This window comes from Pseudomonas sp. 22082 (assembly GCF_052046055.1).
Lineage (GTDB): Bacteria > Pseudomonadota > Gammaproteobacteria > Pseudomonadales > Pseudomonadaceae > Aquipseudomonas > Aquipseudomonas pharyngis.
Genome location: NZ_JBQEQB010000016.1, coordinates 127,171 through 152,577, shown reverse-complemented (window position 1 = coordinate 152,577; position 25,407 = coordinate 127,171). Strand labels below are relative to the sequence as shown.

Sequence of the window (25,407 nt, the reverse complement as noted above, 5' to 3'; positions counted from 1 at the left end):
CATTCCAATGTGGGAGCGAGCCTGCTCGCGATAGCGGTATCTGCGGTTACTCGGGAATACGCAGCGTCTGCCCCGGATAAATCTTGTCCGGGTGTGACAGCAGTGGCTTGTTGGCCTCGAAGATCTTGTTGTACTGGTTGGCGTTGCCATACACCGCCAGGGAAATCGCGCTGAGGGTGTCGCCCTTCTTCACGACCACAAAACGCGCCGCCGCCACAACCGGCCCGGTCACGGTGATCTGGTCATCGACGCTGCCGACACCGGCAATGTTGCCCACTGCCAGAAGAATCTTCTCTTTCTCTTCCTGGCTCGCCACTTCACCGGTAACGGTCACCTTGTCCCCGTCCACGGTTGCCTGGACATTCGGGTTACCCAACCCGACCTTGCTGATGTGTTCCTTCAACTGCTCGCTGGCATTGGCGTTGCCGGGGGTCAGCAGGTCGAGCAGTTTCTCACCCGCTTCTTTCACAAAGCTCAAAAGACTCATGGCGCACACTCCTTGATTTGGGTTCCAGACGCCCAAGCCTAGACCACCCCGGACAAACCCGGTTCCAAGCCGACCAATGACCCTGCCGTCACTCAAGCGGTAGAATCGCCCACCCCTGCCAGCGCCCCGGAGCGAAGATGGACATCAAGCAGCTGAAATTCCTCATCGCCCTCGACGAAACCCGCCACTTCGGCCAGGCCGCCGCCCGCTGCCACATCACCCAGCCCACCCTGTCGATGCGCCTGCGCAGCCTCGAGGAAGAACTCGACCTGCCACTGGTCAACCGTGGCCAGCGCTTCGAAGGGTTCACCGCGCCGGGCGAACGGGTGCTGGCCTGGGCGCGCACGGTACTGGCGGCCTACGACGGTTTGCAGGCGGAAGCGGCGGCCTGTCGCGGCAATCTGATCGGCACCCTGCGCCTGGGCGTGGTGCCGTTGTCGAGTTTCGATGCACTGCCGTTGATGCAGCGCCTGCACGCGCAACATCCGAACCTGCGCTTCGAACTGTCCTCGCTGAGCTCCGAACAGGTTCTAGAGCAACTGGCGAACAATCGCATCGACATTGGCGTGTCTTACCTGGACCGCCTCGACGGCGAGCGGTTTGAATCCCTGGCGTTCAGCGAAACGCAGATGGGTCTGCTCTACGACCAGCGGTTCTTCAACTTTGGTGAGGCACCGCTGAGTTGGGAATCGCTGATCGAACTGCCCCTGGGCATGCTCACCAGCGGCATGCACTTTCGCCAGTCCATCGACCATAACTTCCACAGTCGTGGCCTGACGCCGCAGCCGTTACTGCAAACCGACGCCGTTCACCAATTGTTGCAAGCGGTGCACGGCGGCTTGTGCTGTGCGGTGATGCCACTGGATGGCGGCCTGGAAAACCTGACCGATCATCTGCGCCTGCAACCCATCGAAAACGCCCAGACCCTCGCCCGACTGGGCCTGATCATGCGTCGCGGCGCCCCACGCTCGGCGCTGGCCGAGGCCTGTTTCGCGCTCTATCAAAAATCACCCACGGACACTTGATCGACGGCATCTATCGAAGGATCGACACTAGCGATTAGACGCGACATCTTGCCGCGCCTAGTCTTAACGTTGATCAATCCGTCGGTGATGCCATGAACGCCAAGCGCCCGGCCTGCGCGGCGCCTGCTCTCGAAACGCCCGCGCCAGCCGCCAGTCAGACCTACAGCTACAGCGATCTCCCCCTCGCGGAATCGGCCAGCACCGCGCTGGCCGAAGAAGTCGCGTTGGCGATTGCCTACAACGGCATCAGTCAGGCCGTGATGCTGGTGACGCCGACCGACCTTGAAGACTTCATCATCGGCTTCAGCCTCGGCAGCGGCATCATCGAAGACGCCTCGGACATCTACGACCTGCAACTGAGCGGTTCGGGCTCGGCGCAATACGCGCAAGTGACCATCGCCAACCGCGCCTTCTGGAACCTCAAGCAGCAGCGGCGGCAACTGGCCGGCACCAGCGGTTGCGGACTGTGCGGCGTGGAAGCGGTGGAGCAGGCGCTGCCTGATCTAAAGGTCTTGTCCGGTGCACCTTTGCCGCCCGCCGAATGGCTCGATGGTTTGCGCCAGCGTATCGGCGCATTCCAACCGCTGGGTCAGCATTGCGGCGCAGTGCACGCAGCGGTGTTCATGAACGCCAGCGGTGAATTGCTGCTGGGCCGCGAAGACATCGGCCGGCACAACGCCCTCGACAAGCTGATCGGCGGTCTGATCCGGCAAAAGATATCCACAGCCGGCGGCCTGGCAATTGTCACCAGCCGTTGCAGCCTCGAATTGATCCAGAAAGTCCTGCGGGCCGGGATTCAGACCCTGGTCAGCCTGTCCGCGCCTACCGGTCTCGCCGTGCAATGGGCGCGACGCCACAACCTCAATCTCATCCACCTGCCGCAGAAGAACGCGCCGCGGGTGTATAGCCCAGAAATGGAGAAACACCCGTGAGCCAACATCATCAAGCCGACCAGAAACCCGTTCCGCGCTACAAGCCTTACAAGGGCCCGGCCGGTGGCTGGGGCGCCCTGATCAGCGTGGCCCAGGCCTGGTTGACCAGCGACAACGCGCTGAAAAACCTGCGCATGATGCTCAAGACCAACCAGAACGGCGGCTTCGACTGCCCGGGCTGCGCCTGGGGTGACTCGCCGGAAAGCGGCATGGTCAAATTCTGCGAGAACGGTGCCAAAGCGGTGAACTGGGAAGCGACCAAGCGCCGGGTCGATGGCAAATTCTTCGCCAAACACAGCGTCACCTCGTTGCTGGAACAGAGCGACTACTGGCTTGAATACCAAGGTCGTCTGACCGAACCACTGGTGTATGACGCCGAAACCGATCGTTACAAACCCATCAGCTGGGACGATGCCTACGCGCTGATCGGCAAACACCTGCAAGCGCTGTCGAGCCCGGATCAGGCCGAGTTCTACACCTCAGGCCGCGCCAGCAACGAAGCGGCGTACCTGTATCAACTGTTCGTGCGCGCCTTCGGCACCAACAACTTCCCCGACTGCTCGAACATGTGCCACGAGGCCAGCGGCGTGGCCCTGGCGCAGAGTGTCGGCGTCGGCAAAGGCACCGTGACCTTCGACGACTTCGAACATGCCGATGCGATTTTTGTCTGGGGCCAGAACCCCGGCACCAACCACCCGCGCATGCTCGAACCGCTGCGTGAAGCGGTGAAACGCGGTGCCCAGGTAGTGTGCGTCAACCCGCTGAAAGAACGCGGCCTGGAACGCTTCCAGCATCCGCAGCATCCGCTGGAAATGCTCACCAACGGCGACAAGCCGACCAACACCGCGTATTTCCGCCCGGCGCTGGGCGGCGACATGGCGGTGCTGCGCGGCATGGCCAAGTTCCTGCTGCAATGGGAGCGCGATGCGCAGAAGGCTGGCGCACCGGCCGTGTTCGATCACGATTTCCTCAATGAGCACAGCGTCAATGTGCTCGAGTACATTGGTGTCGTCGACGATACCCCTTGGGAGCAGATCGTCACCCAGTCCGGCCTGACCCTGGTGGAAATCGAGCAAGCGGCGCGCATGTACGCCAAAGGCAAGAACGTGATCATGTGCTGGGCGATGGGCATCACCCAGCATCGCCACTCGGTGCCGACCATCCAGGAGATCGCCAACCTGATGCTGCTGCGCGGCAACATTGGCAAACCCGGCGCCGGTCTGTGCCCGGTGCGCGGCCACAGTAACGTGCAGGGCGACCGCACCATGGGCATCAACGAACGTCCGCCGGTGGCGTTCCTTGATTCCCTTGAGCGCCGCTTCCAGTTCAAGGTGCCACGTCACAACGGGCACAACGTGGTCGAAGCGATTCACGCGATGGCCGAAGGTCGCGCCAAGGTGTTTATCGGTCTGGGCGGCAACTTCGCCCAGGCCACGCCGGACAGCCCGCGCACCTTCCAGGCCCTGAGCAACTGTGACCTGACGGTGCAGATCAGCACCAAGCTCAATCGCAGCCACCTGGCCCACGGCAAGGACGCGCTGATCCTGCCGTGCCTGGGCCGTACCGACATCGATATCCAGACCGAAGGCCCGCAAGCCGTCACCGTGGAAGACTCGTTCAGCATGGTGCACGCCTCCAACGGTCAGTTGCAGCCGCTGTCGAACCAGATGCGCTCCGAGCCGTCGATCATCGCCGGCATCGCCGCCGCGACCCTGGGCAGCAAACCGGTGGACTGGAACTGGCTGGTGGCCGACTACCGGCGCATCCGCGAGTTGATCGCCGACACCATTCCGGGCTTCAAGGACTTCAACGAGAAGGTCAAGAACCCGGGCGGCTTCTACCTCGGCAACAGCGCCGGCGCGCGCAAGTGGAACACCACGTCGGGCCGGGCCAACTTCAAGCCAAACATGCTCCCCAAGGACCTGATCCACGAACGCACTCGCGCCACCGGCAAACTGCCGGACCTGATCCTGCAATCGATGCGCTCACATGATCAGTACAACACCACGATTTATGGTCTCGACGATCGTTATCGCGGGGTGAAGGGACAGCGCGATGTGTTGTTCGCCAACGAAGCCGACATCATCCGTCTGGGCTTCAAGCCGGGGCAGAAGGCTGACATCGTGTCGCTGTGGGACGATGGTCGTGAGCGTCGGGTGAAGGGCTTCACGCTCTTGGCGTTCGATATTCCTGCAGGGCAGGCAGCGGCTTATTACCCTGAGGTGAATCCGCTGGTGCCGTTGGAGAGCACTGGCGATGGCAGCCATACGCCGACGTCGAAGTTCATTGCCATTCGCCTGGAAGCGGCGAGCGAAACGGGGCTGATCATGGCCAGATCGGCCTGATACGGCGCCTGAACGGGCGCCTTCGCGAGCACTTTTAGAACGCCCACAAAAAAGGCCGCTTTGTGATCAAAGCGGCCTGTCCGAAGTAGATAAAGACCGGCGAAAAACCGTTAAGTTCCGCCCAAAAATCAGCAACTTGCAGAATTGTATACAGGTCGTGCTATTCGTCGGATTTCGATTGTCACGCCCATTCCAGAGCCTCAGGATCGCGCCGTCATCCCTTTGAGGCTCCTCTATGAAGTTCTCCTCGATTCTCTTGTTGTCCCTTGGCCTGGTCAGTGGCTTCGCTTCTGCCGGAGGCACCACCGAAGCAGGTGTGGGCGGCGCATTGGGCGGGGTTCTTGGCTCGGTCGTCGGTCAATCGTTAGGCGGCAGTACAGGTTCAACCATCGGCGCAGCCCTGGGCGGCGCGGGTGGTAGTGCGGTGGGCGCCGACAAGCGCAGCCGTGGTGAAGCAGCCATTGGCGGTGCGCTGGGCGCAGCCGGCGGCAACGTGGTCGGCCGCAGCATGGGCGGCACCACCGGCAGCCTGATCGGCGCAGCAGCCGGCGGCGGCGCGGGTGGCGCGCTGGGCAACTACATGGGCAACAAGAGCGATGACGATGATCGTCATTACGACCGTCGCCATGATGATCGTCGCTACTACCGTGACCGTCACCCAGGTCGTGGCCATGCCTATGGCCATCGCAAGCATCACCGCTACTACCGCGACTGAGGCCAGGCCTCTTTAGCCGATACATCCAGATCGCAGCTCCCCCGGGCTGCGATTTTTTTTGCCTGTCACATCGCCAGGCGTTCCAGCGCTTCGCGCAATCGGGTTGGAATCGATACCGGCTGATTGGACGCCCGGTCGACAAACACATGCACGAAGCGCCCGGCGGCACAAGCCTCGTCTTCTTCGGCCTTGAACACCGCCAGCTCGTATTGCACCGAACTATTACCCAGCTTGCCTACCCGCAAGCCGATCTCGATTCGATCCGGAAAAGCGATCGACGCGAAATAGTCGCAAGACGAACTGACCACAAACCCCACCACCTCGCCGTCATGGATATCCAGCCCTCCGACCTGGATGAGGTACGTGTTCACCGCGGTGTCGAAGAAGCTGTAATAGGTGACGTTGTTGACGTGACCGTAGGCGTCGTTGTCGTGCCAGCGCGTGGTGATCGGCTGGAAGTGCGGGTAATCGCTGCGTTGCGGCATCGGGTTGGACATCAGTGTCGATTCCTGAAGTGACCTGCTCAGTCTAAAGATAAAAACCCTTGCCGCGCGCCGCCAGCTCGCCAATCAATGGCGCCGGCCGCCAGTGATCGCCCTGCCGGGTCTCCAGCGCCAGCAATCGCTTGTGAATGTCGGCCAGCCCCTGGTCATCCGCCCAGGCCATCGGCCCGCCTCTCTCTGCCGGGAAGCCGTAGCCATTCAGATAAACCTGATCGATGTCATACGCCGACTCGGCAATCCCTTCCTGCAGGATCTTCGCGCCCTCGTTGACCAACGCCAGCAGGCACCGCTCAAGGATCTCCTCCGAGCCAATATCCCGGCGATGAAACCCCAACCCTTCGCTGACGTTCAACACCAGCGCATCGACCTCGGGATCATGCTCGGCCTGTCGACTACCCGGCTCGTAGTGGTAATAACCGTTGCCGGACTTCTGACCGAACCGGCCCAACTCGCACAGACGGTTATCCACTTGAACCTCCGGTGCATCCTGCCCCTTGCCCGCCAGTTCACGGGCACGCCACTCGAGATCGATGCCGACCACGTCGTACATGCGAAACGGCCCCATGGCAAAACCGAAACTCTGCAACGCCGCATCGACCTGGTGTGGGTACGCCCCTTCAAGCAACATCTTGCGCGCTTCGAGCACATACGGATGCAGCATGCGGTTGCCGATAAAACCGTGGCAGTTGCCCGACACCACACTGACCTTGCCCATGCGCTTGCCCAGCTCCAGAGCGGCTTCAAGCACAGCCGGAGAAGTTTGTGCGCCACGGACTATTTCCAGCAACTTCATGATGTGCGCCGGGCTGAAGAAATGCAGGCCCAGCACTTGAGTCGGTCGCCGTGTCGCGGCGGCAATGGCGTCGATATCCAGCGCCGAAGTATTGCTCGCCAGCAGCGCCTCGGGTTTCAACACGCCATCGAGTTCACGGAAGATCTTCTGCTTGAGCTCGAGGTTCTCGTACACCGCTTCGATCACCAGGTCGACGTTGCGGATTGCCACATAGTCCGCCGCCGCGCTGACACGGGCAATCCGCGCATCGGCTTCGGCCTGATCGATCCGCCCCTGTCGCACGTTGTGCGCGTAGGTCTCGGCCACGGTGGACAGCGCCTGCTCAAGCATCTGTGGATTGTTATCGACCCACTGCACTGACACGCCGGCGTTGGCCAGGCACATGACAATGCCGCGGCCCATGGTGCCGGCGCCGATCACGGCGGCCTGCTGAATAGCGAAGGATGTCTGGCTCATGTTGTTCTCTTGTTGGCGATCCGAAGACAGCCATCACCATAGTCAGCCACCGGGCATTTTTGAAGTTCATTGCCGTGATGATCGACATTCAGCAGATGGATTCGGAATCTCAAAGATGCGTCTGAGCCCAGGCCCGGACCTCGGCGTAGGGATATTCCTCCAGCGCTGCAAACCCGGAAATGGCCCGCGCCTTGAGTTTGGTAAACAGCGGCACACTGATTCCGCAGAGGAACCGGGTCAGCCGCTCGGCCGACGGAGCGCTGCCAGCGTGCTGCTGATGCCTGTGGATAAAATCGCCACACAACGCCGCAAAATTTTTATCCACAAGCGCCGGCAATTCCGGAGGCGCCGGGAGCCGGGCGAGGTGCCCGTGACACACCGAGCAATGTCCGCACTGCTGCGGCGCATTGTGATCGCCAAAATATTCCGCCAGCCGATATCCGAGGCATCGCTCGGTGGCGAACAGCTCGAGCATGGCGTGAATCCGCGCCACTTCGGTTTGCTCATGGCGGGTGAAATAGTCGTGCAGGTCAGCGCTCAGGGCCTGGCTGTCGAAATCGCCGCGCAGGACGTTGTAGACCTCGGTCATCTGCTTGCTCTCAAGCTCGACCCAGCCCTTTTCCTGGAAATAATCCAGCGCCTTCACCACGCGGTTGCGCTCGGCGGAATACTGCTCGTACATCGCCTGGAAATTCACCGTGGCCCAGGTACGCGCGCGGCTTGAGGTCTGGATGATCGCGGCGACGAAATCCCTGCGTTCACCCTCAAAACGCTCAAGCAACGCCTCGGGCTCCAGCAGGTATTTGAAACGGTACTCGGCGTAGTACGCGTAGCGCGGGGCAATCAGTCCTCGCAGCTCCAACTGCACCAACAACGTCTTCAAAGGCAACGCGCGAATGTTGCTCTGATCCGCCAGCGGCCCGAGCAGAAACTCCCATTGGCCTACCGGCGCGGCGGCCTGCAGCTCGTCCAGCACATGACGAATGCCCTCCTGTTCCGGAGTGTCGCCATACACGAAGTTTTCCAGCACGTTGAGGCTGTCGCGGTTGGCCAACACCAGGCAGTCGGACGGCTGCCCGTCACGCCCGGCGCGACCGATTTCCTGGCTGTAGTTTTCGATGGATTTGGGCAGGTCGAAATGCACCACGTTGCGGATGTCGCTCTTGTCGATGCCCATGCCGAAGGCGATGGTGGCGACGATGCAATCGGACTGCCCGCCCATGAAGCGCTTCTGGATCGCGTCCCGTTGCTCATGGGGCAAACCGGCGTGATAAGCCTCGGCCTGAATGCCATTGCGCTCCAGATGTTCAGCAATCTGCTCGGCGGTTTTCTGCAGGGTCACGTAGACGATGCTCGGCTGACCTGCGCGCTCGTTCATCCACTCCACCAGACGCCGGCGCTTGTCCTGCCCACGCACCGGCTCGACCAGCAGACGGAGGTTGGGCCGATAGAAACCGGTGGTCACCACATCGTCTGCCGCGATGGCGAATTTCGCCTGCATGTCGTCGATGACCTTTGGCGTTGCGGTGGCGGTCAGCAGCAGGGTTTGCGGGATGTTGAACTGGCGCTGGTAGTCCGGCAGCTTGAGGTAGTCGGGGCGAAAGTTGTGGCCCCACTCGGAGATGCAGTGCGCCTCATCCACCACCAGCAGCGAGATCGGCACCTGCTGCAAAAAGTTGCGAAAGCGCTCGTTCTTCAAACGCTCCACGGAAATCATCAGGATCTTCAGTTCGCCCGAACGGGCGCGGGCCATCACATCGTTGGCGTCTTCGCGGCTCTGCGCCGAATCGATGCTGCCTGCGGATATCCCGTGCCGGCGCAAAAACTCGAGCTGATCCTGCATCAGCGCCAGCAACGGTGAGACCACCAGCGTCAGGTGCGGCAGCAAGAGTGCCGGGACCTGGTAACAAAGGGATTTGCCGGAGCCGGTGGGAAATATCGCGGCTGCCGAGCGCCCGGCGAGAACAGCGCTGATCGCGTCCTCCTGCCCGGGTCGAAACTGTGGATAACCGAAAACCTGTTCCAGGGTGTTGTGCATTCGCTGTCACTCCGTTGACCGCTGTGATGCCAACAGCCTAGCGGGCGATCTCAGCGCGTCGAGAATAGGTCGGGGGTCAAATCGATACGGGATGATACAGCGTCGACGGCACGGTCAAGGGATCAAACAAATGAAACACTTTGTTCATCGCCGTGTGAAGCGACCCGAGGGTAATGTCCGTCACGCCTTGAGCCAGGACGGCCCATGCGCATGGATTTTTACCAAGGAGTGAACATGTCGAACAACTTGAAACTGCCCCTCGCCCTGATCTTTGCCTCCCTGCTGCTGGGAGGCTGCACACCCTCTCCCGAAGACTTTCCGCCGATCCTGTCCAGCGTCGTGACCGTCACCGCAGCGCCCTCGACTTAACCCCCGCAAGCGTTGTGTCAGGGCCGCAATACGGCTACCCGCAATTGCTCATCCAGTACCCGTTCATGCACATCGAGGCTCTGGCTCGCCCATCGTGCATGAGCCGGGCTGATATCGCCGGTGAAGGCTGCCGCCAGTTGACGCAAGTCGGCAACACTGCGCACCCGGGGGCAAAATGCTTTCTCGTCGCAGTGAGTGCTGGCATTGCGGTAGGTGTTGAGCAAGCGATCCCACAGACCTTCGCGTACTTGTCTGATCGACTTGAGCTGTATTTGCTGCACGCCCAGTCGTTGCGTGAGTCCCGGTTCGTCCAGGGCTTCGCTCGCCAGCAGAGCCTTGCCGAAAACCAGCACCTCAGCGCGGGCCGCTGTGTCGATGTCAGCCTGAGTGGCGAGCGCGTCGGGCCAACCGGTGCGCTCCAGGTTGGCAAGCACCAACCCGTTGCCCGTGTCGGAGGCCAACGCCAAACGACAGCCACTCACCCACAGCAAAACGATCGAGGCCATTCGTAGCCACTGCATACCTAATTCCCTTTAAGTCTGTGTCGGACGTTTGGAAACGCCCTACGGATTCTGGCGCGCACCATACAGAGGTTTACTTTGAAACGCCTGATAATCACGTCGGAAAATTCGCCAATAAGGGTTTGGCTTTGAAAAACCGAAAAAACATGTAGGGCAAATGCCCATATCGTGGAAAAAACCCTTACGAAATCTGTCCATTGCGGCCGTCTTGTCCCTGCGGTCAGCCCCCTTCTATAGTGGCTGGCGCGACTGGAAACTCTGTGTCGGCTCACCGAAGCGACTTCGTAAGGGACACACCTTGATCATGAATATGTACAAACCGCTGAATCCCCGTTTTCGCCCTCTCAAGACTTGCGACATTGAAAAACCGGTATTGGTTATCGACACCGAAGCAAAACCGGGCGACCTGCTCAATGCCGCCGACCAACGCCTGCGCGCCGCCAGCGATCTGCTGGAAACTCTTTACTGCTTGTGTTTCAAACAGGCCGATGTGAAAGATATTCCCAACATCGTCAATGCGCTTTATTTATTGACCCAAGACGGTTGTGACTTGCTGGAAGTTGCCAGACAACAAATAAATAAATAACACTGCCAGCCACACTTACAAAGTTCGCAACAACCCATCGCTTCCATTACAACAAAAACCGGAACTAGTCTGTCTGCTCTTACATCAACCAAGAGCAATAACATGACAACTCTGACTATTTTCTTCTGCGGTACAGGTTCGACAAAGTTTGATAATGCACACGTTAACTATTGGAATGGGGAATTGGTCTCCACACTTGCCGCTCACCACACCGGGCGCGAGTTCGCCGACTGGATCGTGGTCGACGGCCCCGGCATCAGCAACCTGCAAGCCGATGAGCTGTTTACCCAATCAAAGGACTACGGCCTCAGCGGAACCCTGTTCGGCAAGGGCTGGGAGGAAAACGTCCAGCACGCGATGAACATCATCAAAGGCCAATGTGACTGGCAGCGCGAGCAATTGACCGAAGCGGAATACAACCGCCTCAAAGCCGCCGGCATTCCGATTGAAGATGTAAAAGTCGAAGGTTCCTGGCTGTGGCGTAAATATAACTATGGTGATCGCAGCGTCACGCAACAGAAGTTACAGGAGCAAATTATCAAAACCTTTCGCAAGGACGGTGTTATTCCAACAAAAGTCAATCTGGTGGGCTGGAGCCGCGGCGGTATCAGTTGTCATATGCTGGCCAATGCCATGTTTAACGACAGTGCACTGAAAAACATTCCAGTGAATATCTTTGCCATCGACCCGGTGCCGGGCATCGGTAACTTTCAGGAACACCGGGTAAAGCTCAACAGCAACGTAAAAGAATATGTGGGTTTCTATGCGCGGGATGAACGCTCCAAGGGTTTCAGCTGCGTCATTCCGCAAACCGCGACCGGCACCAAGACCAGCATCTTCCCCATGCCCGGCCGTCACGCCACCCTGGTCGGCAACGCCTCCGCCGACGGCAACAGTGGTCCAAAAGTGCTGGCCGAACCCGGCCTCATCGTCCGTCACTTTGCCGAGGTCTGCCTGAAACGCTGGGGCACCGTCCTCGACAAGAACCTCAACCTCACCGACACCGACCTTCGCAACCACACCGCCGCCATCGTCAACGCGGCGGTGAAATACAAGGCGATGGAAAAGTGTTCCTACACCTGGTTCACCGAACTGGATCAAGGCGAACGCTACGTATCGCTGGGCAGCAAAGGCGTGCCGTTCTCGACGGTGAAAGGCGCGATCTACACCCCGGCGACCGGGCTGACGACGAGTGTGCTGGATGTTGAGGGGTATCGGGCTATTCGTTGAAAACCGTGATTGATCTGTAGGAACGGACTGCCCGAATCTACATCCCGTTCCTACACGCAGCGGCGCCTTGTCTTCTATCGGCGCCTGTTAGCCCAAATCTATAGTTGTGAGCATCGCTACCCAATCAGCGATTCAGGTTTGGTCACCTGAAAAACAGAGATAACTGATGCATGCCCTTGTATGCTGCCGACCTATTTCTGTCGGCACGCTTTATGGCGGGCTGTGTTTGGGACGCTTCGGCGTACCGGGTTATCTCTGCCGGTTTGACCAACTTGAACACAGTCCGCCTCCACCGCTTGGTCACGGTAGCAGCGGTTCATTGATGCCTACAGAGATAGAAAAAATGAAATCATGGAACGAGCTCCACTCCAATCGCTACCGCCCACTCGACTCCAACCTCACCGACACCAAGCCCCTGGTCATCGACACCGAAGCCAACCCGCAAGACATCCTCGAATGCGCCGTCCAGCGCCTGCGCGCCTCAAGCGACCTGCTGCAAACCCTCTACTGCCTCTGCTTCAAACACGCCGACGTCGAAGACATCCCGCACATCACCCACGCGCTCTACCTTCTCACCAAAGACGGCTATGACCTGCTCCAGGTCGCCCAGCAGCGAATGCTCAACTGGAAAGCGCCGGCCTGACGGACTCCTCGGGCAGGCGTGTTCATGGCTAGAACTGCCTGCCTCTATCTCGAACACTGACGCTGACATCTCCGGCGCAAAACTTAAGGATCAGAATTTTGCAAACTATTATTGATTGCGTACGATGGGAGCCATTGTTCAACCAAGGGCTTGCCTTCATGACCACTGAAACCATTGATCACAGCACTCTCACGCGGCTATTTGAGAACGGTTCGATCAGTAGCGCACATATCGTCGCCAAACCGGGTGGCTGGTCGATTCAGATTCAGCAAGGAAGCAAAGAATACTCACTGACCGCACAACGCAGTGGCCAGGTACGTCTGTTCAAGCGGCTTGAAACACTGGTGACCTACCTGCAAGGAGTGGGCATCAATCACTTCGATGTGGACGCCTCCAGTTATGACCCTCTTCAGATAAAAACCTATGCCCGCCCTGATCGCGCCGAAGCGATGAAACAAGCTCATGAAGCAGCTGCGTATGAAGAATGGGTCAAGCAACAGGTACAAATCAGCATTGATGACCCAAGACCCAGCGTCAGCGATGAAGACGCTCGCAGGATATTTGCCGCCAAACGGGATGCCCTTCGTCAGCGAGCACGTTGATGAGGTTGGTCTGGCGCCAAGAAGCGCTGGATGACCGAGACAACATCATGGAGCGTATCGGCCAGGAAAATCCCGCTGCAGCGATTGAACTTGATGAGGCTTTCGAACTGAAAGGAGAAAGCGCTCGGCAGCACCCAGCCCTGTACCGAAAAGGTATCGCGGGAGGTACCCGCGAAATCGTCGTCACTCCAAACTACGTCATCATCTACACAGTCAAAGTTGATGTTGTGGAAATGCTACGAGTGCTGCATACCAGACGGCAATGGCCATGATGGCTGGGGAGAAAACGCTAGGAGTTCGCGCCTCCTTAAGTAGCATTATTCTGGCTGTTTAACGCGGATTCTGCGGGAATAATGGCAGTTGATCTGACAATGAAGTCCAACCCATCACCCACAAAAAAGCCGCCCTCAAGAGGCGGCTTTTTCATTCGCTACAAACCCAGTCTTACAACTTAGGCCCGGCAGCCTTGATCGCGTCGCTCACTTCGAACTTCTTGAAGTTCTCGATGAACAGACCGGCCAGTGCTTTTGCAGCTTCGTCGTACGCAGCCTTGTCAGCCCAAGTGTTGCGTGGGTTGAGCAGGTTGGTTTCGACGCCCGGTACGGCCAGTGGCACGTCCAGGTTGATGGTGTCCAGGTGCTCGGTGGCTGCACCGATCAGCGCGCCGCTCTGGATCGCTGCGATCACCGCACGGGTGGTCGGGATGTTGAAGCGTTTGCCGACGCCGTAGCCGCCGCCGGTCCAGCCGGTGTTGACCAGGTAGACCTTGGAGCCGAAGCCGCGGATGCGCTTGATCAGCAGTTCAGCGTATTCGCCAGCCGGACGCGGGAAGAACGGTGCGCCGAAGCAGGTGGAGAAGGTCGACTTGATGCCGCTGCCCGAACCCATTTCGGTCGAACCCACCAGTGCGGTGTAGCCGGACAGGAAGTGGTAGGCCGCTTGTTCTTCGTTGAGGATCGACACTGGCGGCAGGACGCCGGTCAGGTCGCAGGTCAGGAAGATCACAGCGTTCGGCTCGCCGCCCAGGTTCTTCTCGGAACGCTTGGCAACGTGCTCCAGCGGGTAGGCCGCGCGGCTGTTCTGGGTCAGGCTGACATCGGCGTAGTCGGCGTGCTTGGCGTCGTCGATCACGACGTTTTCCAGCACCGCGCCGTGCTTGATGGCTTTCCAGATGACCGGCTCGTTCTTCTCGGACAAGTCGATGCACTTGGCGTAGCAGCCGCCTTCGATGTTGAAGACAACGCCTTCGCCCCAGCCGTGTTCGTCGTCACCGATCAGGTAACGGCTTTCGTCGGCGGACAGGGTGGTCTTGCCGGTGCCCGACAGACCGAAGAACAGGGTCACGTCGCCGTCTTCGCCGATGTTGGCAGCGCAGTGCATTGGCAGCACGTCGGCGGCCGGCAGCAGGAAGTTCTGCACGGAGAACATGGCTTTCTTCATTTCACCGGCGTAACGCATGCCGGCGATCAGCACTTTCTTCTGGGCGAAGTTGATGATCACGCAACCGTCGGAGTTGGTGCCGTCACGCTCTGGCACGCACTCGAAGTTGGCGACGTTCAGCACTTGCCACTCTTCGCGACCGGCCGGGTTGTACTGGGCCGGGTTGATGAACAGGCAACGACCGAACAGGTTCTGCCAGGCAGTCTGGGTGGTCATCTTCACGGCCAGGTAGTGATCTTCGGCCGCGCCTACATGCACGTGGGAAACGAAATGCTCTTGCGCGTTGTTGAATGCTTCAACACGAGCCCACAGCGCGTCGAACTTGTCGGCCGGGAACTTGCGGTTGATCGGGCCCCAGGCAATGGCAGCCTGGGTGGAAGGCTCTTCAACGATGAAACGGTCGACTGGCGAACGGCCGGTGCGGTGACCGGTGCGAACAACCAGAGCGCCGGTATCGGCAAGCTCGCCTTCACCGCGGTTCAGGGCTTCTTTTACCAGATCATCAACACTCAGATCGGTGTACACGGCGTTATTGGCTTGCGTCATGAGGTTCCCCGTCGGCCAGTGGCCGAGTGTGCTCCAAACGTTTTGTAGTAGAAAGTCGTGCACTACTACCGCGAAAAAAGTGGGCCGGATTATGCCAGAAAAGCCCAAAAAGAGTAGGGCCCTCCCGTCGTAACGGCGTAATTCCGTCGTTGAGCAGTGAATTTACCTGCGCTGAACCGTTTTAGTGCCGGGTATCTGACGGCGTCTCGACGCCCGCGCCAGCGAACAATTGAGCGATATCTGCCGCGTCGAACAGGTAGCGCTGGTTGCAGAACTGGCAATCGATCTCGACTTGGCCACCTTGCTCGGCCACCAGTGCCTGCGCATCTTCCAGACCCAGGCTGACCAGTGCGTTACCCGAACGCTCGCGGGAGCAGCTGCAGTGGAAGCGCAGTTTCTGCACATCGAACAGACGAACCTGCTCTTCATGGTAGAGGCGGTGCAGAACCGTTTCGTTGTCCAGGCTCAACAGTTCATCAGCGGTCAGGGTGTTGCCCAGCGCGGTGATGTGCTGCCAGCTGGCGGCGCGTTCTTCTTCGTCTTTCAGGCGATCGGCCGGCAGTTGCTGCAGCAGCAAACCACGGGCACGACGGCCGTCGGCGCACAGCTTGAAGCGAGTGCCGACCTGCTGGGACATGACGAAATAGTTGGTGAAGCAGTCGGACAGGGTTTCGCCGTCGAGATCAACGATGCCCTGATAACGCTGGCCAGCGATCGGGTCGACGGTCAAGGCCAGGACACCGTTCGGCATCAGGTCGCCGAGGGTCGCGTCGGCAGGAATCTGCTCGGCGTGATAGCGCGCCAGGCCGCGGATTTCGCGCTCGCTGGAGCACTCGATCATCAACAGCGGGATCGGGCCTTCGGAACGGGCCTGAAGAATCAGCAAGCCATCGAATTTCAGGGTGCCCACCAGCAACGAGGCGGCGGCCATCAGTTCGCCCAGCAATTGCGCAACCGGTTCCGGGTACGGGTGCTTGGCGAGCACTTCGGCGTAGCTGCGCTCCAGCGACACCAGTTCGCCGCGCGTGTCGCTGTCATCGAAGATGAAGCGTTGGGTGTAATCGGTATCGAGGAAATCGGTCATAGGTCTGGGTATCTGAATGTGATGACAAAATGGTTACAAAGAATGAAAATCCCGCGCTTCTGGCATCCTTTTTGATGCCGATGTTCAGCCACGGGAGGCATTTTATGAACAATCCGGGTTTGTTCCAATCAAGGTGGAACCTCGGCCGGCTGGTTCTGTGCAACGTTGTGCCATTGGCACTACTGGCTTTCTGGTTATGGCCTACAGGTCAGATGCTGTGTGTGATTTTCGACGAGTGGCTGTTCCGCTCACTCAACGCACCGCTGGCCAGCAACCCCATATGGCTCCACATCTGGGCAATTGCAAGTCTGCGACCGTTCGACATCGTCGTCGGCCTGATTCTGCTGACGCTGCTGATCAAGGGCGACTGGGTGTTCAGGGCGATTGACGTGCGCCGCGCCTTTTTCGGTTTTTTCTCGATCCTGCTGCTGATGGTGGTGATCCGCGCGCTGTTTTCCAAGTTCTCCGATCACATGGGCTGGCAGCACAGCAGCCCGTCGATGGTGCTCGAAGGTGCCGTGCATATCAGCGATTACTTCCCGCATCTGGAGAAGACCTGGGAGCTGAAAGATCGCTCGAGCCAGAGCTTCCCCGGTGATCACGCCTCGGTGCTGCTGATCTGGGCGCTGTTCATGGGCGTGTTCAGCCGTACGGCTGGTCAGTTTCTGGTGATCTGGGGCCTGGCACTGCTGTTCATGTTGCCGCGTCTGGTCGCCGGTGCTCATTGGGGCCAGGACGATTACATCGGCGGCATGCTGCTGGCGGTGTGGGCACTGGGCTGGGGTTACTACACGCCGTTTGCTTATCACGCGGCGAACTTCTGGTTGAAGGTCACGGCACCGGTCTTCCGGTTGCTGGGCAAGCTGCCGATGGTTTCGCGGATGAGTGTAGTGTCCGCGCAGTAATCAACGGTTACTGAAAAAAACGCAGCCGCCGGCGGGTCTTGAACCCAGGCCGGCAGGCTGCGTTTTTTATTCGCCGCTACTGTTCCCACGAAATTTAAACAGATCCCGACGCTGCTTCTTGCTCGGTTTACCGTCGGTGGTGACACCCAGAGCGCCCGCCTTGCGCATCGCCGCAGCCGCTTCACGCTTGGCAATGCTGGCCTCGGTCTCGGCATACAGCGTCTGCGCCTCAGGTGCGCCGCGACGCACGATCGACAGGGCCTGAACCACAACGGTCTTTTCGTCGAAGCCGGCGCGAATCTCGAATTCATCGCCAATGCGTGGTTCTTTGCCAGGCTTGCAGCGCTCTCCCCGACAATGCACCTTGCCACTCTCGATGGCGGCTTTGGCCAAGGCGCGAGTCTTGAAAAAACGCGCGGCCCACAGCCACTTATCGAGACGAACCTTGTCGTCCTCTTCGCTTTTTTGTGCCATATGAATTCCTCGTTCAGCCAGTAGTCGGAACTGTACTACCGATTCTGTCGGGCGCAAGAACTCGGCCCTCCAGATAAACTGTGATCTTCGCCGGTTCAACGGCATGGAGTGATCGAGTGACCAAATTTCCGTCTTCATTGACCTCGCCCAAATCCGGGTGCCTGGGCTGCCAGCAAAGTGAGCCGCTGGGCTTCGACTTTTCCTTCGCGTATCAGCCCATCGTGGATCTGCGTGACAAGTCGGTGTACGCCTACGAGGCACTGGTCCGTGGTGTGGCCGGTGAAGGTGCATTAACCGTGCTGGATCAGGTTACAGAAGATAACCGCTACCGTTTCGACCAGCTCTGCCGGACTCGCGCCATCGAAGGCGCGGCCGAACTTAATATGCAGACACACTTGTCGATCAACTTCATGCCCAACGCCGTCTATCGTCCAGAGTTGTGCATTCGCAGCACCCTGGAGGCCGCGAGGAAACACAATTTTCCGATCGACCGGCTGATTTTCGAAACACTGGAAAGCGAGCATGTAGATAACTATCGCCATTTGACCAATATTCTGCGTGAATACCGCGAATTCGGCTTCAAGACGGCCATCGACGATTTCGGTGCCGGCTATTCGGGGCTCAATCTGCTGGCCGATTTCCAACCGGACCTGATCAAACTCGATATGGCGCTGATTCGCGATATCGACCATGACCGTGTTCGTCAGGCTATCGTTCGGGGGATTGTCACAATCTGTGCGGAGTTGGACGTTACAGTCATCGCCGAAGGCATCGAGAGCGCGGGTGAGCGGGATTTCCTGGCGGACTGCGGAATATTTCTGATGCAGGGTTACTGGTTCGCCAGGCCCGCATTCAAAGCGTTGGCCCAGGTATCCCCTGAAGCGTGGACGCGTTAATCGTTGGTTTTTTCCATTGAAGACATTTGACCATTTGACCGTTATCGGTCTGCGCGAGTGGGTGGCGCTTCCGGATCTGGGAGTCGCCGGCCTTCGGGCAAAAATCGACACCGGAGCCAGCACCTCCAGCCTGCATGCCACCGACATCGAGCCGTTCGAACGCGACGGCGAGAAGTGGGTGCGCTTCACCGCGCACCTGGGCACCGTCGTGCAACTGCGCCATCGACGCTGCGAAGCGCCGCTGGTCGCCCGCAAGACCATCAAGAGTTCGAATGGCCAGGCTCAGGTGCGCTACGTGATCAGCACCACCCTGGCCCTGGGTGATCGGGTCTGGCCGATCGAGTTCACCCTCGCCTGCCGCAAGTCCATGCGCTATCGCTTGCTGCTAGGTTCCAAAGCCCTGATCGACGGCCAGCTGGTGGTCAATCCGGGCATCAAATATGTACAAGACAAGCCGGTGTTCCCGGTATCTACCTCCTCCACAGGTGTTGCATGAAGATCGCTGTGCTGTCGCGGAACCCGCGTCTGTATTCCACCCGCCGTCTGGTCGAAGCCGGAACCGAGCGCGGGCATGAAATGGTGGTGATCGACACCTTGCGCGCCTACATGAACATTGCCAGCCACAAGCCGCAGATCCACTACCGCGGCAAGCCGCTGGAGGGTTTTGACGCAGTGATCCCGCGGATCGGCGCGTCGGTGACGTTTTATGGCTGCGCGGTGTTGCGTCAGTTCGAAATGATGGGGGTGTTTCCGCTCAACGAATCGGTAGCCATCGCCCGTTCGCGGGACAAGCTGCGTTCGCTGCAGTTGCTGTCGCGCCGGGGCATCGGTTTGCCAGTGACCGGCTTCGCCCACTCGCCGGACGACATTCCCGATCTGATCGACATGGTCAACGGCGCGCCGCTGGTGATCAAGGTGCTCGAAGGCACCCAGGGTATCGGCGTGGTTTTGTGTGAAACCGCGACGGCGGCTGAGTCGGTGATCGAGGCGTTCATGGGCCTGAAGCAGAACATCATGGTGCAGGAATACATCAAGGAGGCCGGCGGCGCCGACATCCGCTGCTTCGTGGTCGGCGACAAGGTGATCGCGGCGATGAAGCGTCAGGCCAAGCCCGGCGAGTTCCGCTCCAACCTGCACCGTGGCGGCAGCGCCAGTCTGATCAAGATCACTCCGGAAGAACGCATGACTGCGTTGCGCGCGGCCAAGGTCATGGGCCTGGCGGTAGCGGGTGTGGATATCCTGCGCTCCAACCACGGGCCGCTGGTGATGGAGGTGAACTCGTCACCGGGCCTGGAAGGGATCGAAACCACCACGGGCAAGAACGTGGCGGGGATCATCATCGAACACCTTGAAAAGAATGGCGGGCCGAACATGACCCGCACAAAAGGTAAGGGATAGGGGCAGCTACGAGCTACGAGCTACGAGCTACGAGCTACGAGCTGCAAGCGGCGAGTAAAAGCAGCTTTGGCTTGTAGCTTGCCGCTTGTAGCTGCCGTTAAACGGCATCTCTTGGCAGCATCAACCCCAGCGGCAATCGAACCCGCGCCTCCAGCCCGCCACCGGAGCGGTTGCGCAGTTCAACATTGCCGCCGTGCATCGAAGCAATCCGCTTGACGATCGCCAGCCCCAGGCCGGTACCTTTTCCGCCCCGGGCCCGATCACCTCGGGTGAACGGGTTGAAAATCGCCTCAAGTTCCGACGGGGCGATTCCCGCCCCACGGTCCATTACGCTCAGCACCACGTACGGCGCACTCGTGTCCCCGGATACATAGGCCGCGACGTCCACGCTACCCCCGGCATGATTCAACGCGTTGCCAATCAGGTTGTTCAGCAAACGCTTCATCGACACCCGCCGCAACGGGAACGGCTGGATCGGCTCCAGGCGCAGGCGCACTTTCTCTTCACTCTGGTTGTACGGTGCCGCGACTTCACGCACCAGATCACTGAGATCCACTTCCTCCACCGACTCGTCCCGACCATCACGAATGAACGCGAGGAACTGGTCGAGGATGGCGTCCATGTCTTCGATGTCGCGCACCATATCGTTGGTCAGATCCGTGCGGTCCCCCATCAACTCCAGCGACAGCCGCAAACGGGTCAGCGGCGTACGCAAGTCATGCGAGACCCCCGCCAGCATCAGCTCACGCTCGCGACCGGCCTGCTCGACGTCTTCGGCCATCTGGTTGAAGGCGCGATAAACCTCGGCCATCTCGCTGGGGGTGTCACTGATCGGCAGACGCACGCTGCGGCCCTGGCCGAGTTGCCGGGCGGCGTAGACCAGACGCTTCAGTGGTTGGTTGAGCTGGCTGACGAAAATCCAGGCAGACGCCGTCGACAGCAGACCGATCGCCAGGAACCAGCCGAGCACGTTCCAGATTTTCTGGCCACGCAACGGGTGTGGATACAGTGGCACTTTCAACCAGCCATCACCGAGGCTCGGCGCGCGAACCCACAAGGCCGGCGGCGAGTGCATGCGCAAGCGCACTTCGGTGTCGGCGCCCAGCTCCGCCTGCATCTGCCGCTGGTAGATTTCACTGTAGGGCCAATGCTGTTCGCCTTCCGGCACACCGGCGCCGACCACCCGGATCAAGGTCGCGGCATCGGCGATTTTCGCGCGGTTTTCTTCATCGGCGGCCCAGTAGGCACGCAGCGTCAGGGCGACGCCGTGGCTGTATTGGCGGTCCACCAGCACGTCCTCGTTCATCAACAGATAAACCAGGGTCAATGCCTTGGAAAACAATACGACGATGAGCACCAGCCACAGGGTGCGGGAGAAGAAACTTTGGGGGAACCAGACGGGGGTTTTCATGGATAACCGCTACACACTTGCAGGAGCGAGCAATGCTCGCATATTGCGGATTGCGAGTCTGCGTGGACGGCGTTTCCGACCGTTCCCCGCAGACTCGCTCCTACAAATCACCCATCACTTGGTGGAGTTGCCATCCGGCACGAACACGTAGCCGACACCCCAGACGGTCTGGATGTAGCGCGGCTTGGACGGATCGGGTTCGATCATCCGGCGCAGTCGGGAAATCTGCACGTCGATGGAACGCTCCAGGGCATCCCACTCCCGGCCACGGGCCAGGTTCATCAACTTGTCGCGGGTCAGCGGCTGACGGGCATTCATCACCAGGGCCTTGAGCACCGCAAACTCACCGGTGGTGAGCATGTGCACTTCGTCGCCGCGTTTGAGTTCGCGGGTGGCCAGGGACAGCACGTAATCGCCGAACGTGACGTTTTCTTCTTCACTGCCCGGCGCGCCTGGCACCGGTGCGGCCTGACGGCGCAGCACGGCCTTGACGCGGGCCATCAGCTCGTCCGGGTTGAACGGCTTGGCCAGGTAGTCGTCGGCCCCCAGTTCCAGGCCCTTGATACGGCTCAGCTCGTCGCCCTTGGCGGTCAGCATGATGATCGGAATCTGATTGTTCGCGCCACGCAGGCGGCGGCAAGCAGTCAGGCCGTCTTCGCCGGGCAGCATCAGGTCGAGGACGACCAGGTTGAACACTTCACGCGACAGCAGACGATCCATCTGCTCGGTGTTCGGTACGGCGCGGGCACGGTAGCCCTTGCTGACGAAAAAGCGTTCCAGCAGGCTGCTCAGCCCCGGATCGTCGTCAACGATGAGAATTTTTTCGCCTTCAGCAGTTTGTGCAGTGCTGCTCATTGGATGCTCCTTTTAGCTCGGCGCGCATTATGGCGTAGCTGCCGTTATACGCACCGTGTGCATTGTTAGCAGATTTTTCCTTCACTGCCAGAAAACCGGGGCTTGAGCCTACAGACTGTGTCGCCCCCGAATGACAGAACGCTGGTTATAATGCGCGGCCTTTTGTGTCAGGCAACGTCTGAATCGTTACCGCAGGTGGCCGTCCTTTATTTTCATGGGCGCCGCAGTAATTGTTCGATTTCACGGGTCAATGGGATGCCTTTTGACCCAGGCAGCGGCCAGCATCAAGCCGCCCCACCAGACTCCGGGCCTTCATTCACGCGCCTGCGAGCCTGCTTTCACAATTTGTCAGGTGGTTTTATGGACAGCATCAACAGCCGCATCGCCGAGGAACTCGGCGTACGCCCACAACAGGTCGAAGCGGCCGTCGCGCTACTCGATGAAGGCTCTACCGTTCCCTTCATCGCCCGTTACCGGAAAGAAGTGACCGGCAGCCTCGATGACACCCAATTGCGTCATCTGGAAGAGCGTCTGCGCTACCTGCGAGAACTCGACGAACGGCGCATCAGCATTCTTTCCAGCATCCAGGAGCAGGGCAAACTCACCCCTGAGCTGGAGCGCGAAATCAAACTCGCCGACACCAAGACCCGCCTCGAAGACTTGTACCTGCCGTACAAGCAGAAGCGCCGCACCAAGGGCCAGATTGCCCTGGAAGCCGGCCTCGGCGAACTGGCCGACGGTCTGTTCAACGACCCGTCGCTGACCCCGGATACCGAAGCCGCGCGCTTCGTCAACGCGGAAAAAGGCGTGGCCGACGCCAAGGCAGCACTGGAAGGCGCCAAGTACATCCTCATGGAGCGCTTCGCCGAAGACGCCAACCTGCTGGAAAAACTGCGCACCTACCTGAAACAGGAAGCCACCCTCAGTGCCCGGGTGATCGCCGGCAAGGAAGAGGAAGGCGCCAAGTTCCGCGATTACTTCGAACACGACGAGCCGCTGAAAAGCATGCCATCGCACCGCGCACTGGCGATTTTCCGTGGCCGCAACGAAGGCATTCTCAGCTCTGCACTGAAAGTCGGCGAAGAACTGCCGGGCACCCTGCATCCGTGCGAAGGCATGATCGGCCAGCACGTCGGCATCCAGAACCAGAACCGTCCGGCCGACAAATGGCTGGGTGAAGTGGTGCGCTGGACCTGGAAGGTCAAGCTCTACACCCACCTGGAAACCGATCTGCTGGGCGAGCTGCGCGACGGCGCCGAAACCGAAGCGATCAACGTGTTCGCCCACAACCTGCACGACCTGCTGCTGGCCGCCCCGGCCGGCCCGCGCGCCACCCTGGGCCTCGACCCGGGCCTGCGTACCGGCTGCAAGGTCGCGGTGGTCGACTCCACCGGCAAACTGCTGGATCACGCCACGGTTTACCCGCACGTGCCGCACAACAAATGGGATCAGACCATCGCCATCCTGGCCGCCCTGTGCGCCAAGCACTCGGTCGACCTGATCGCCATCGGCAACGGCACCGCCAGCCGTGAGACCGACAAGCTGGCCATCGAACTGATCAAAAAATATCCAGCAATGAAAATGACCAAGGTCATGGTGTCCGAAGCCGGTGCATCGGTGTACTCGGCATCGGAACTGGCAGCCAAGGAATTCCCGGATCTGGACGTGTCGATCCGTGGCGCGGTTTCGATTGCCCGTCGCCTGCAGGATCCACTGGCCGAGCTGGTGAAGATCGACCCGAAATCCATCGGTGTCGGTCAGTACCAGCACGACGTGTCGCAGCTGAAACTGGCGCGCGGTCTGGACGCCGTGGTCGAGGACTGCGTGAACGCCGTGGGCGTGGACGTGAATACCGCCTCCGTGGCACTGCTGGCGCGGATCTCCGGCCTCAACGCGACCCTGGCGCAGAACATCGTGGCCCACCGTGACGAGCACGGCGCGTTCAAGACCCGCGCGGCGCTGAAGAAAGTCGCGCGTCTGGGCGAGAAAACCTTCGAACAGGCCGCCGGCTTCCTGCGCGTGATGAATGGCGACAACCCGCTGGATTCCTCGGCCGTTCACCCGGAAGCCTATCCGCTGGTGCAGCGCATCGCCGCTGAAACCGACCGTGACATCCGCTCGCTGATTGGCGATGCGGCGTTCCTCAAGCGTCTGGATCCGAAGAAATTCACCGACGAGACTTTCGGTCTGCCAACCGTCACCGACATCCTGCAAGAGCTGGAAAAACCGGGCCGCGACCCGCGTCCGGAGTTCAAGACCGCCGAGTTCCAGGAAGGCGTCGAGGACCTGAAGGACCTGCAACTGGGGATGATCCTCGAAGGCGTGGTGACCAACGTGACCGCGTTCGGTGCGTTCGTCGACATCGGCGTGCATCAGGACGGTCTGGTGCACATTTCGGCGCTGTCGGAGAAATTCATCAAGGATCCGCGCGAAGCGGTGAAGGCCGGTGACGTGGTAAAGGTGAAGGTCATGGAAGTCGACATCCCGCGCAAACGCGTCGGCCTGTCGATGCGCATGAGCGACACCCCGGGCGAGAAGATCGACGGTGCCCGTGGTTCGCGTCCGGGCTCGGCGCCACGCCAGTCGCAGGGTTCGGCGTCGCGCAAGGAAACCACCCCGGCGGCTCCGGCGAACAACGCCATGGCGTCGCTGTTCGCCAACGCCAAGCAGTTGAAGAAACGCTGATGGAAATGCCGGCCGGGCTTGTCGAGAGCGCGTTTTTCAAGCTGTTGGGCTGCCGTCTGCACAGCCTGGAAACCGGGGTGGCGCAAGTCGCCCTGGCGCTGGAACCCGAACTGCGCAATCGCGGCGGCAAGCTGCACGGCGGCGCGCTGTTCAGTCTGGTCGATATCGCCATGGGGCTGGCCTGCTCCAGCACCCACGGCTTTGACCACCAGAGCGCGACCATCGAGTGCAAGATCAACTACATCCGCGCCGTCTCTGATGGCGAGGTGCTGTGCACGGCGCGGGTGATCCACCCGGGTCGGCGCACGCTGGTGGTCGAAGCCGACGTGATGCAGGGCGACAAACTGGTCGCAAAAGCGCAAGGCACGTTCGCTGTCCTGTAGATGTTGTTCATCATTTTGAGTTAATTTCGGCGCTGTGATCGCAGCGTCGAGCGTTTCTGTGGGAGCGGGCTTGCCCGCGAAGAGG

Annotated in this window: 26 protein-coding genes; 16 read left to right on the top strand and 10 right to left on the bottom strand. The window is 60.0% G+C overall.

Annotated elements, in window-relative coordinates:
• Positions 1 to 46 precede the first annotated feature (46 nt).
• Positions 47 to 487 (bottom strand): peptidoglycan-binding protein LysM, encoded by a 441-nt coding sequence (lysM, locus tag ACTJK9_RS19300; protein ID WP_039764611.1) that lies wholly within the window; start codon positions 485 to 487, stop codon positions 47 to 49.
• A 137-nt stretch (positions 488 to 624) separates the two neighbouring features.
• Between lysM and ACTJK9_RS19295 the strand changes: the two genes are divergently transcribed.
• The 4 genes from ACTJK9_RS19295 to ACTJK9_RS19280 all read left to right on the top strand — a co-directional run bounded on the left by ACTJK9_RS19295 (position 625) and on the right by ACTJK9_RS19280 (position 5,504).
• Complete coding sequence (locus ACTJK9_RS19295; protein ID WP_085611192.1) at positions 625 to 1,512, top strand: LysR family transcriptional regulator; 888 nt, start codon at positions 625 to 627, stop codon at positions 1,510 to 1,512.
• A 92-nt stretch (positions 1,513 to 1,604) separates the two neighbouring features.
• Positions 1,605 to 2,444 carry a formate dehydrogenase accessory sulfurtransferase FdhD gene (gene fdhD / locus ACTJK9_RS19290; RefSeq protein ID WP_440815514.1) on the top strand — a complete coding sequence of 280 codons (840 nt, stop codon included), beginning with the start codon at positions 1,605 to 1,607 and terminating at the stop codon, positions 2,442 to 2,444.
• Positions 2,441 to 4,789, top strand: coding sequence for an FdhF/YdeP family oxidoreductase (locus tag ACTJK9_RS19285; RefSeq protein ID WP_064592755.1), 2,349 nt, complete (start codon positions 2,441 to 2,443; stop codon positions 4,787 to 4,789). Before fdhD ends, ACTJK9_RS19285 begins: the two co-directional genes overlap by 4 nt.
• Before the next feature lie 235 nt (positions 4,790 to 5,024).
• Complete coding sequence (locus ACTJK9_RS19280) at positions 5,025 to 5,504, top strand: YMGG-like glycine zipper-containing protein (RefSeq protein WP_011331978.1); 480 nt, start codon at positions 5,025 to 5,027, stop codon at positions 5,502 to 5,504.
• A gap of 65 nt (positions 5,505 to 5,569) precedes the next feature.
• Here the strand turns inward: ACTJK9_RS19280 and ACTJK9_RS19275 are convergent, their stop codons facing one another.
• The 3 genes from ACTJK9_RS19275 to ACTJK9_RS19265 all read right to left on the bottom strand — a co-directional run bounded on the left by ACTJK9_RS19275 (position 5,570) and on the right by ACTJK9_RS19265 (position 9,294).
• The gene (locus tag ACTJK9_RS19275) at positions 5,570 to 6,001 is read right to left on the bottom strand and encodes an acyl-CoA thioesterase (RefSeq protein ID WP_039764604.1); all 432 of its coding nucleotides are present in this window, start codon (positions 5,999 to 6,001) and stop codon (positions 5,570 to 5,572) included.
• Between the two features lie 31 nt (positions 6,002 to 6,032).
• Positions 6,033 to 7,256, bottom strand: coding sequence for a 3-hydroxyacyl-CoA dehydrogenase NAD-binding domain-containing protein (locus tag ACTJK9_RS19270; RefSeq protein ID WP_440815510.1), 1,224 nt, complete (start codon positions 7,254 to 7,256; stop codon positions 6,033 to 6,035).
• A gap of 109 nt (positions 7,257 to 7,365) precedes the next feature.
• A complete protein-coding gene (locus ACTJK9_RS19265) occupies positions 7,366 to 9,294 on the bottom strand; it encodes a RecQ family ATP-dependent DNA helicase (RefSeq protein ID WP_440815508.1) in 1,929 nt (642 codons plus the stop codon).
• A 234-nt stretch (positions 9,295 to 9,528) separates the two neighbouring features.
• On the opposite strand from ACTJK9_RS19265, the gene ACTJK9_RS19260 reads away from it, so the two are divergent.
• Positions 9,529 to 9,663 (top strand): hypothetical protein, encoded by a 135-nt coding sequence (locus ACTJK9_RS19260; protein WP_440815506.1) that lies wholly within the window; start codon positions 9,529 to 9,531, stop codon positions 9,661 to 9,663.
• A 17-nt stretch (positions 9,664 to 9,680) separates the two neighbouring features.
• Here ACTJK9_RS19260 and ACTJK9_RS19255 read toward each other — a convergent pair whose 3' ends face one another.
• Complete coding sequence (locus ACTJK9_RS19255; RefSeq protein ID WP_440815503.1) at positions 9,681 to 10,184, bottom strand: polysaccharide deacetylase; 504 nt, start codon at positions 10,182 to 10,184, stop codon at positions 9,681 to 9,683.
• Between the two features lie 304 nt (positions 10,185 to 10,488).
• On the opposite strand from ACTJK9_RS19255, the gene ACTJK9_RS19250 reads away from it, so the two are divergent.
• From ACTJK9_RS19250 to ACTJK9_RS19230, 5 genes are all read left to right on the top strand, one after another.
• A complete protein-coding gene (locus tag ACTJK9_RS19250; RefSeq protein ID WP_085611196.1) occupies positions 10,489 to 10,770 on the top strand; it encodes a hypothetical protein in 282 nt (93 codons plus the stop codon).
• Positions 10,771 to 10,872: 102 nt separating this feature from the next.
• Positions 10,873 to 12,000 (top strand): hypothetical protein, encoded by a 1,128-nt coding sequence (locus tag ACTJK9_RS19245; RefSeq protein WP_440815499.1) that lies wholly within the window; start codon positions 10,873 to 10,875, stop codon positions 11,998 to 12,000.
• Between the two features lie 343 nt (positions 12,001 to 12,343).
• On the top strand, positions 12,344 to 12,643 hold the full coding sequence (locus tag ACTJK9_RS19240) for a hypothetical protein (RefSeq protein ID WP_039764593.1): 300 nt from the start codon (positions 12,344 to 12,346) through the stop codon (positions 12,641 to 12,643).
• A 158-nt stretch (positions 12,644 to 12,801) separates the two neighbouring features.
• On the top strand, positions 12,802 to 13,245 hold the full coding sequence (locus ACTJK9_RS19235) for a hypothetical protein (protein WP_039764743.1): 444 nt from the start codon (positions 12,802 to 12,804) through the stop codon (positions 13,243 to 13,245).
• Positions 13,245 to 13,517: a type II toxin-antitoxin system RelE/ParE family toxin gene (locus tag ACTJK9_RS19230; protein ID WP_440815495.1), complete on the top strand. Its 273-nt coding sequence runs from the start codon at positions 13,245 to 13,247 to the stop codon at positions 13,515 to 13,517. The genes ACTJK9_RS19235 and ACTJK9_RS19230 overlap by 1 nt, the downstream gene beginning before the upstream one ends.
• Positions 13,518 to 13,689: 172 nt before the next feature.
• Here the strand turns inward: ACTJK9_RS19230 and ACTJK9_RS19225 are convergent, their stop codons facing one another.
• Both ACTJK9_RS19225 and hslO read right to left on the bottom strand, forming a co-directional pair.
• Positions 13,690 to 15,231 (bottom strand): phosphoenolpyruvate carboxykinase, encoded by a 1,542-nt coding sequence (locus tag ACTJK9_RS19225; RefSeq protein WP_064382748.1) that lies wholly within the window; start codon positions 15,229 to 15,231, stop codon positions 13,690 to 13,692.
• Between the two features lie 181 nt (positions 15,232 to 15,412).
• Entirely contained in the window at positions 15,413 to 16,315 is a 903-nt protein-coding gene (hslO, locus tag ACTJK9_RS19220) for an Hsp33 family molecular chaperone HslO (protein ID WP_011331968.1), read from the bottom strand.
• 104 nt (positions 16,316 to 16,419) lie between these two features.
• On the opposite strand from hslO, the gene ACTJK9_RS19215 reads away from it, so the two are divergent.
• Positions 16,420 to 17,220 (top strand): phosphatase PAP2 family protein, encoded by an 801-nt coding sequence (locus ACTJK9_RS19215; RefSeq protein ID WP_440815491.1) that lies wholly within the window; start codon positions 16,420 to 16,422, stop codon positions 17,218 to 17,220.
• 66 nt (positions 17,221 to 17,286) lie between these two features.
• On the opposite strand, the gene ACTJK9_RS19210 is transcribed toward ACTJK9_RS19215, so the two are convergent.
• A complete protein-coding gene (locus tag ACTJK9_RS19210; RefSeq protein ID WP_011331966.1) occupies positions 17,287 to 17,694 on the bottom strand; it encodes an RNA-binding S4 domain-containing protein in 408 nt (135 codons plus the stop codon).
• A gap of 116 nt (positions 17,695 to 17,810) precedes the next feature.
• Here ACTJK9_RS19210 and rimA point away from each other — a divergent pair, with 116 nt between their 5' ends.
• From rimA to rimK, 3 genes are read left to right on the top strand one after another with little or no spacing between them, the layout of a single operon-like run.
• Positions 17,811 to 18,590 carry a S6 modification regulatory phosphodiesterase RimA gene (gene rimA / locus ACTJK9_RS19205; protein WP_085611198.1) on the top strand — a complete coding sequence of 260 codons (780 nt, stop codon included), beginning with the start codon at positions 17,811 to 17,813 and terminating at the stop codon, positions 18,588 to 18,590.
• A gap of 16 nt (positions 18,591 to 18,606) precedes the next feature.
• The gene (gene rimB, locus ACTJK9_RS19200; RefSeq protein ID WP_011331964.1) at positions 18,607 to 19,086 is read left to right on the top strand and encodes a retropepsin-like aspartic endopeptidase RimB; all 480 of its coding nucleotides are present in this window, start codon (positions 18,607 to 18,609) and stop codon (positions 19,084 to 19,086) included.
• A complete protein-coding gene (rimK, locus tag ACTJK9_RS19195; protein WP_007949201.1) occupies positions 19,083 to 19,988 on the top strand; it encodes a 30S ribosomal protein S6--L-glutamate ligase in 906 nt (301 codons plus the stop codon). The genes rimB and rimK overlap by 4 nt, the downstream gene beginning before the upstream one ends.
• A gap of 97 nt (positions 19,989 to 20,085) precedes the next feature.
• Here the strand turns inward: rimK and ACTJK9_RS19190 are convergent, their stop codons facing one another.
• Both ACTJK9_RS19190 and ompR read right to left on the bottom strand, forming a co-directional pair.
• A complete protein-coding gene (locus ACTJK9_RS19190) occupies positions 20,086 to 21,399 on the bottom strand; it encodes an ATP-binding protein (RefSeq protein ID WP_039764576.1) in 1,314 nt (437 codons plus the stop codon).
• Between the two features lie 114 nt (positions 21,400 to 21,513).
• Positions 21,514 to 22,254, bottom strand: a complete 741-nt coding sequence (ompR, locus tag ACTJK9_RS19185; RefSeq protein ID WP_007952694.1) for an osmolarity response regulator transcription factor OmpR — start codon at positions 22,252 to 22,254, stop codon at positions 21,514 to 21,516.
• A gap of 360 nt (positions 22,255 to 22,614) precedes the next feature.
• Here ompR and ACTJK9_RS19180 point away from each other — a divergent pair, with 360 nt between their 5' ends.
• Positions 22,615 to 24,939 carry a Tex family protein gene (locus tag ACTJK9_RS19180; protein WP_440815486.1) on the top strand — a complete coding sequence of 775 codons (2,325 nt, stop codon included), beginning with the start codon at positions 22,615 to 22,617 and terminating at the stop codon, positions 24,937 to 24,939.
• Positions 24,939 to 25,322, top strand: a complete 384-nt coding sequence (locus ACTJK9_RS19175) for a PaaI family thioesterase (protein WP_440815483.1) — start codon at positions 24,939 to 24,941, stop codon at positions 25,320 to 25,322. Before ACTJK9_RS19180 ends, ACTJK9_RS19175 begins: the two co-directional genes overlap by 1 nt.
• The last annotated feature ends 85 nt before the right edge of the window (positions 25,323 to 25,407 follow it).

Coding starts and splice junctions, on each gene's coding strand:
- lysM (WP_039764611.1), bottom strand. CDS start 487: ATGAGTCTTTTGAGCTTTGTGAAAGAAGCGGGTGAGAAACTGCTCGAC.
- ACTJK9_RS19295 (WP_085611192.1), top strand. CDS start 625: ATGGACATCAAGCAGCTGAAATTCCTCATCGCCCTCGACGAAACCCGC.
- fdhD (WP_440815514.1), top strand. CDS start 1,605: ATGAACGCCAAGCGCCCGGCCTGCGCGGCGCCTGCTCTCGAAACGCCC.
- ACTJK9_RS19280 (WP_011331978.1), top strand. CDS start 5,025: ATGAAGTTCTCCTCGATTCTCTTGTTGTCCCTTGGCCTGGTCAGTGGC.
- ACTJK9_RS19275 (WP_039764604.1), bottom strand. CDS start 6,001: ATGTCCAACCCGATGCCGCAACGCAGCGATTACCCGCACTTCCAGCCG.
- ACTJK9_RS19270 (WP_440815510.1), bottom strand. CDS start 7,256: ATGAGCCAGACATCCTTCGCTATTCAGCAGGCCGCCGTGATCGGCGCC.
- ACTJK9_RS19265 (WP_440815508.1), bottom strand. CDS start 9,294: ATGCACAACACCCTGGAACAGGTTTTCGGTTATCCACAGTTTCGACCC.
- ACTJK9_RS19260 (WP_440815506.1), top strand. CDS start 9,529: ATGTCGAACAACTTGAAACTGCCCCTCGCCCTGATCTTTGCCTCCCTG.
- ACTJK9_RS19255 (WP_440815503.1), bottom strand. CDS start 10,184: ATGCAGTGGCTACGAATGGCCTCGATCGTTTTGCTGTGGGTGAGTGGC.
- ACTJK9_RS19250 (WP_085611196.1), top strand. CDS start 10,489: ATGAATATGTACAAACCGCTGAATCCCCGTTTTCGCCCTCTCAAGACT.
- ACTJK9_RS19245 (WP_440815499.1), top strand. CDS start 10,873: ATGACAACTCTGACTATTTTCTTCTGCGGTACAGGTTCGACAAAGTTT.
- ACTJK9_RS19240 (WP_039764593.1), top strand. CDS start 12,344: ATGAAATCATGGAACGAGCTCCACTCCAATCGCTACCGCCCACTCGAC.
- ACTJK9_RS19235 (WP_039764743.1), top strand. CDS start 12,802: ATGACCACTGAAACCATTGATCACAGCACTCTCACGCGGCTATTTGAG.
- ACTJK9_RS19230 (WP_440815495.1), top strand. CDS start 13,245: ATGAGGTTGGTCTGGCGCCAAGAAGCGCTGGATGACCGAGACAACATC.
- ACTJK9_RS19225 (WP_064382748.1), bottom strand. CDS start 15,231: ATGACGCAAGCCAATAACGCCGTGTACACCGATCTGAGTGTTGATGAT.
- hslO (WP_011331968.1), bottom strand. CDS start 16,315: ATGACCGATTTCCTCGATACCGATTACACCCAACGCTTCATCTTCGAT.
- ACTJK9_RS19215 (WP_440815491.1), top strand. CDS start 16,420: ATGAACAATCCGGGTTTGTTCCAATCAAGGTGGAACCTCGGCCGGCTG.
- ACTJK9_RS19210 (WP_011331966.1), bottom strand. CDS start 17,694: ATGGCACAAAAAAGCGAAGAGGACGACAAGGTTCGTCTCGATAAGTGG.
- rimK (WP_007949201.1), top strand. CDS start 19,083: ATGAAGATCGCTGTGCTGTCGCGGAACCCGCGTCTGTATTCCACCCGC.
- ACTJK9_RS19190 (WP_039764576.1), bottom strand. CDS start 21,399: ATGAAAACCCCCGTCTGGTTCCCCCAAAGTTTCTTCTCCCGCACCCTG.
- ompR (WP_007952694.1), bottom strand. CDS start 22,254: ATGAGCAGCACTGCACAAACTGCTGAAGGCGAAAAAATTCTCATCGTT.
- ACTJK9_RS19180 (WP_440815486.1), top strand. CDS start 22,615: ATGGACAGCATCAACAGCCGCATCGCCGAGGAACTCGGCGTACGCCCA.
- ACTJK9_RS19175 (WP_440815483.1), top strand. CDS start 24,939: ATGGAAATGCCGGCCGGGCTTGTCGAGAGCGCGTTTTTCAAGCTGTTG.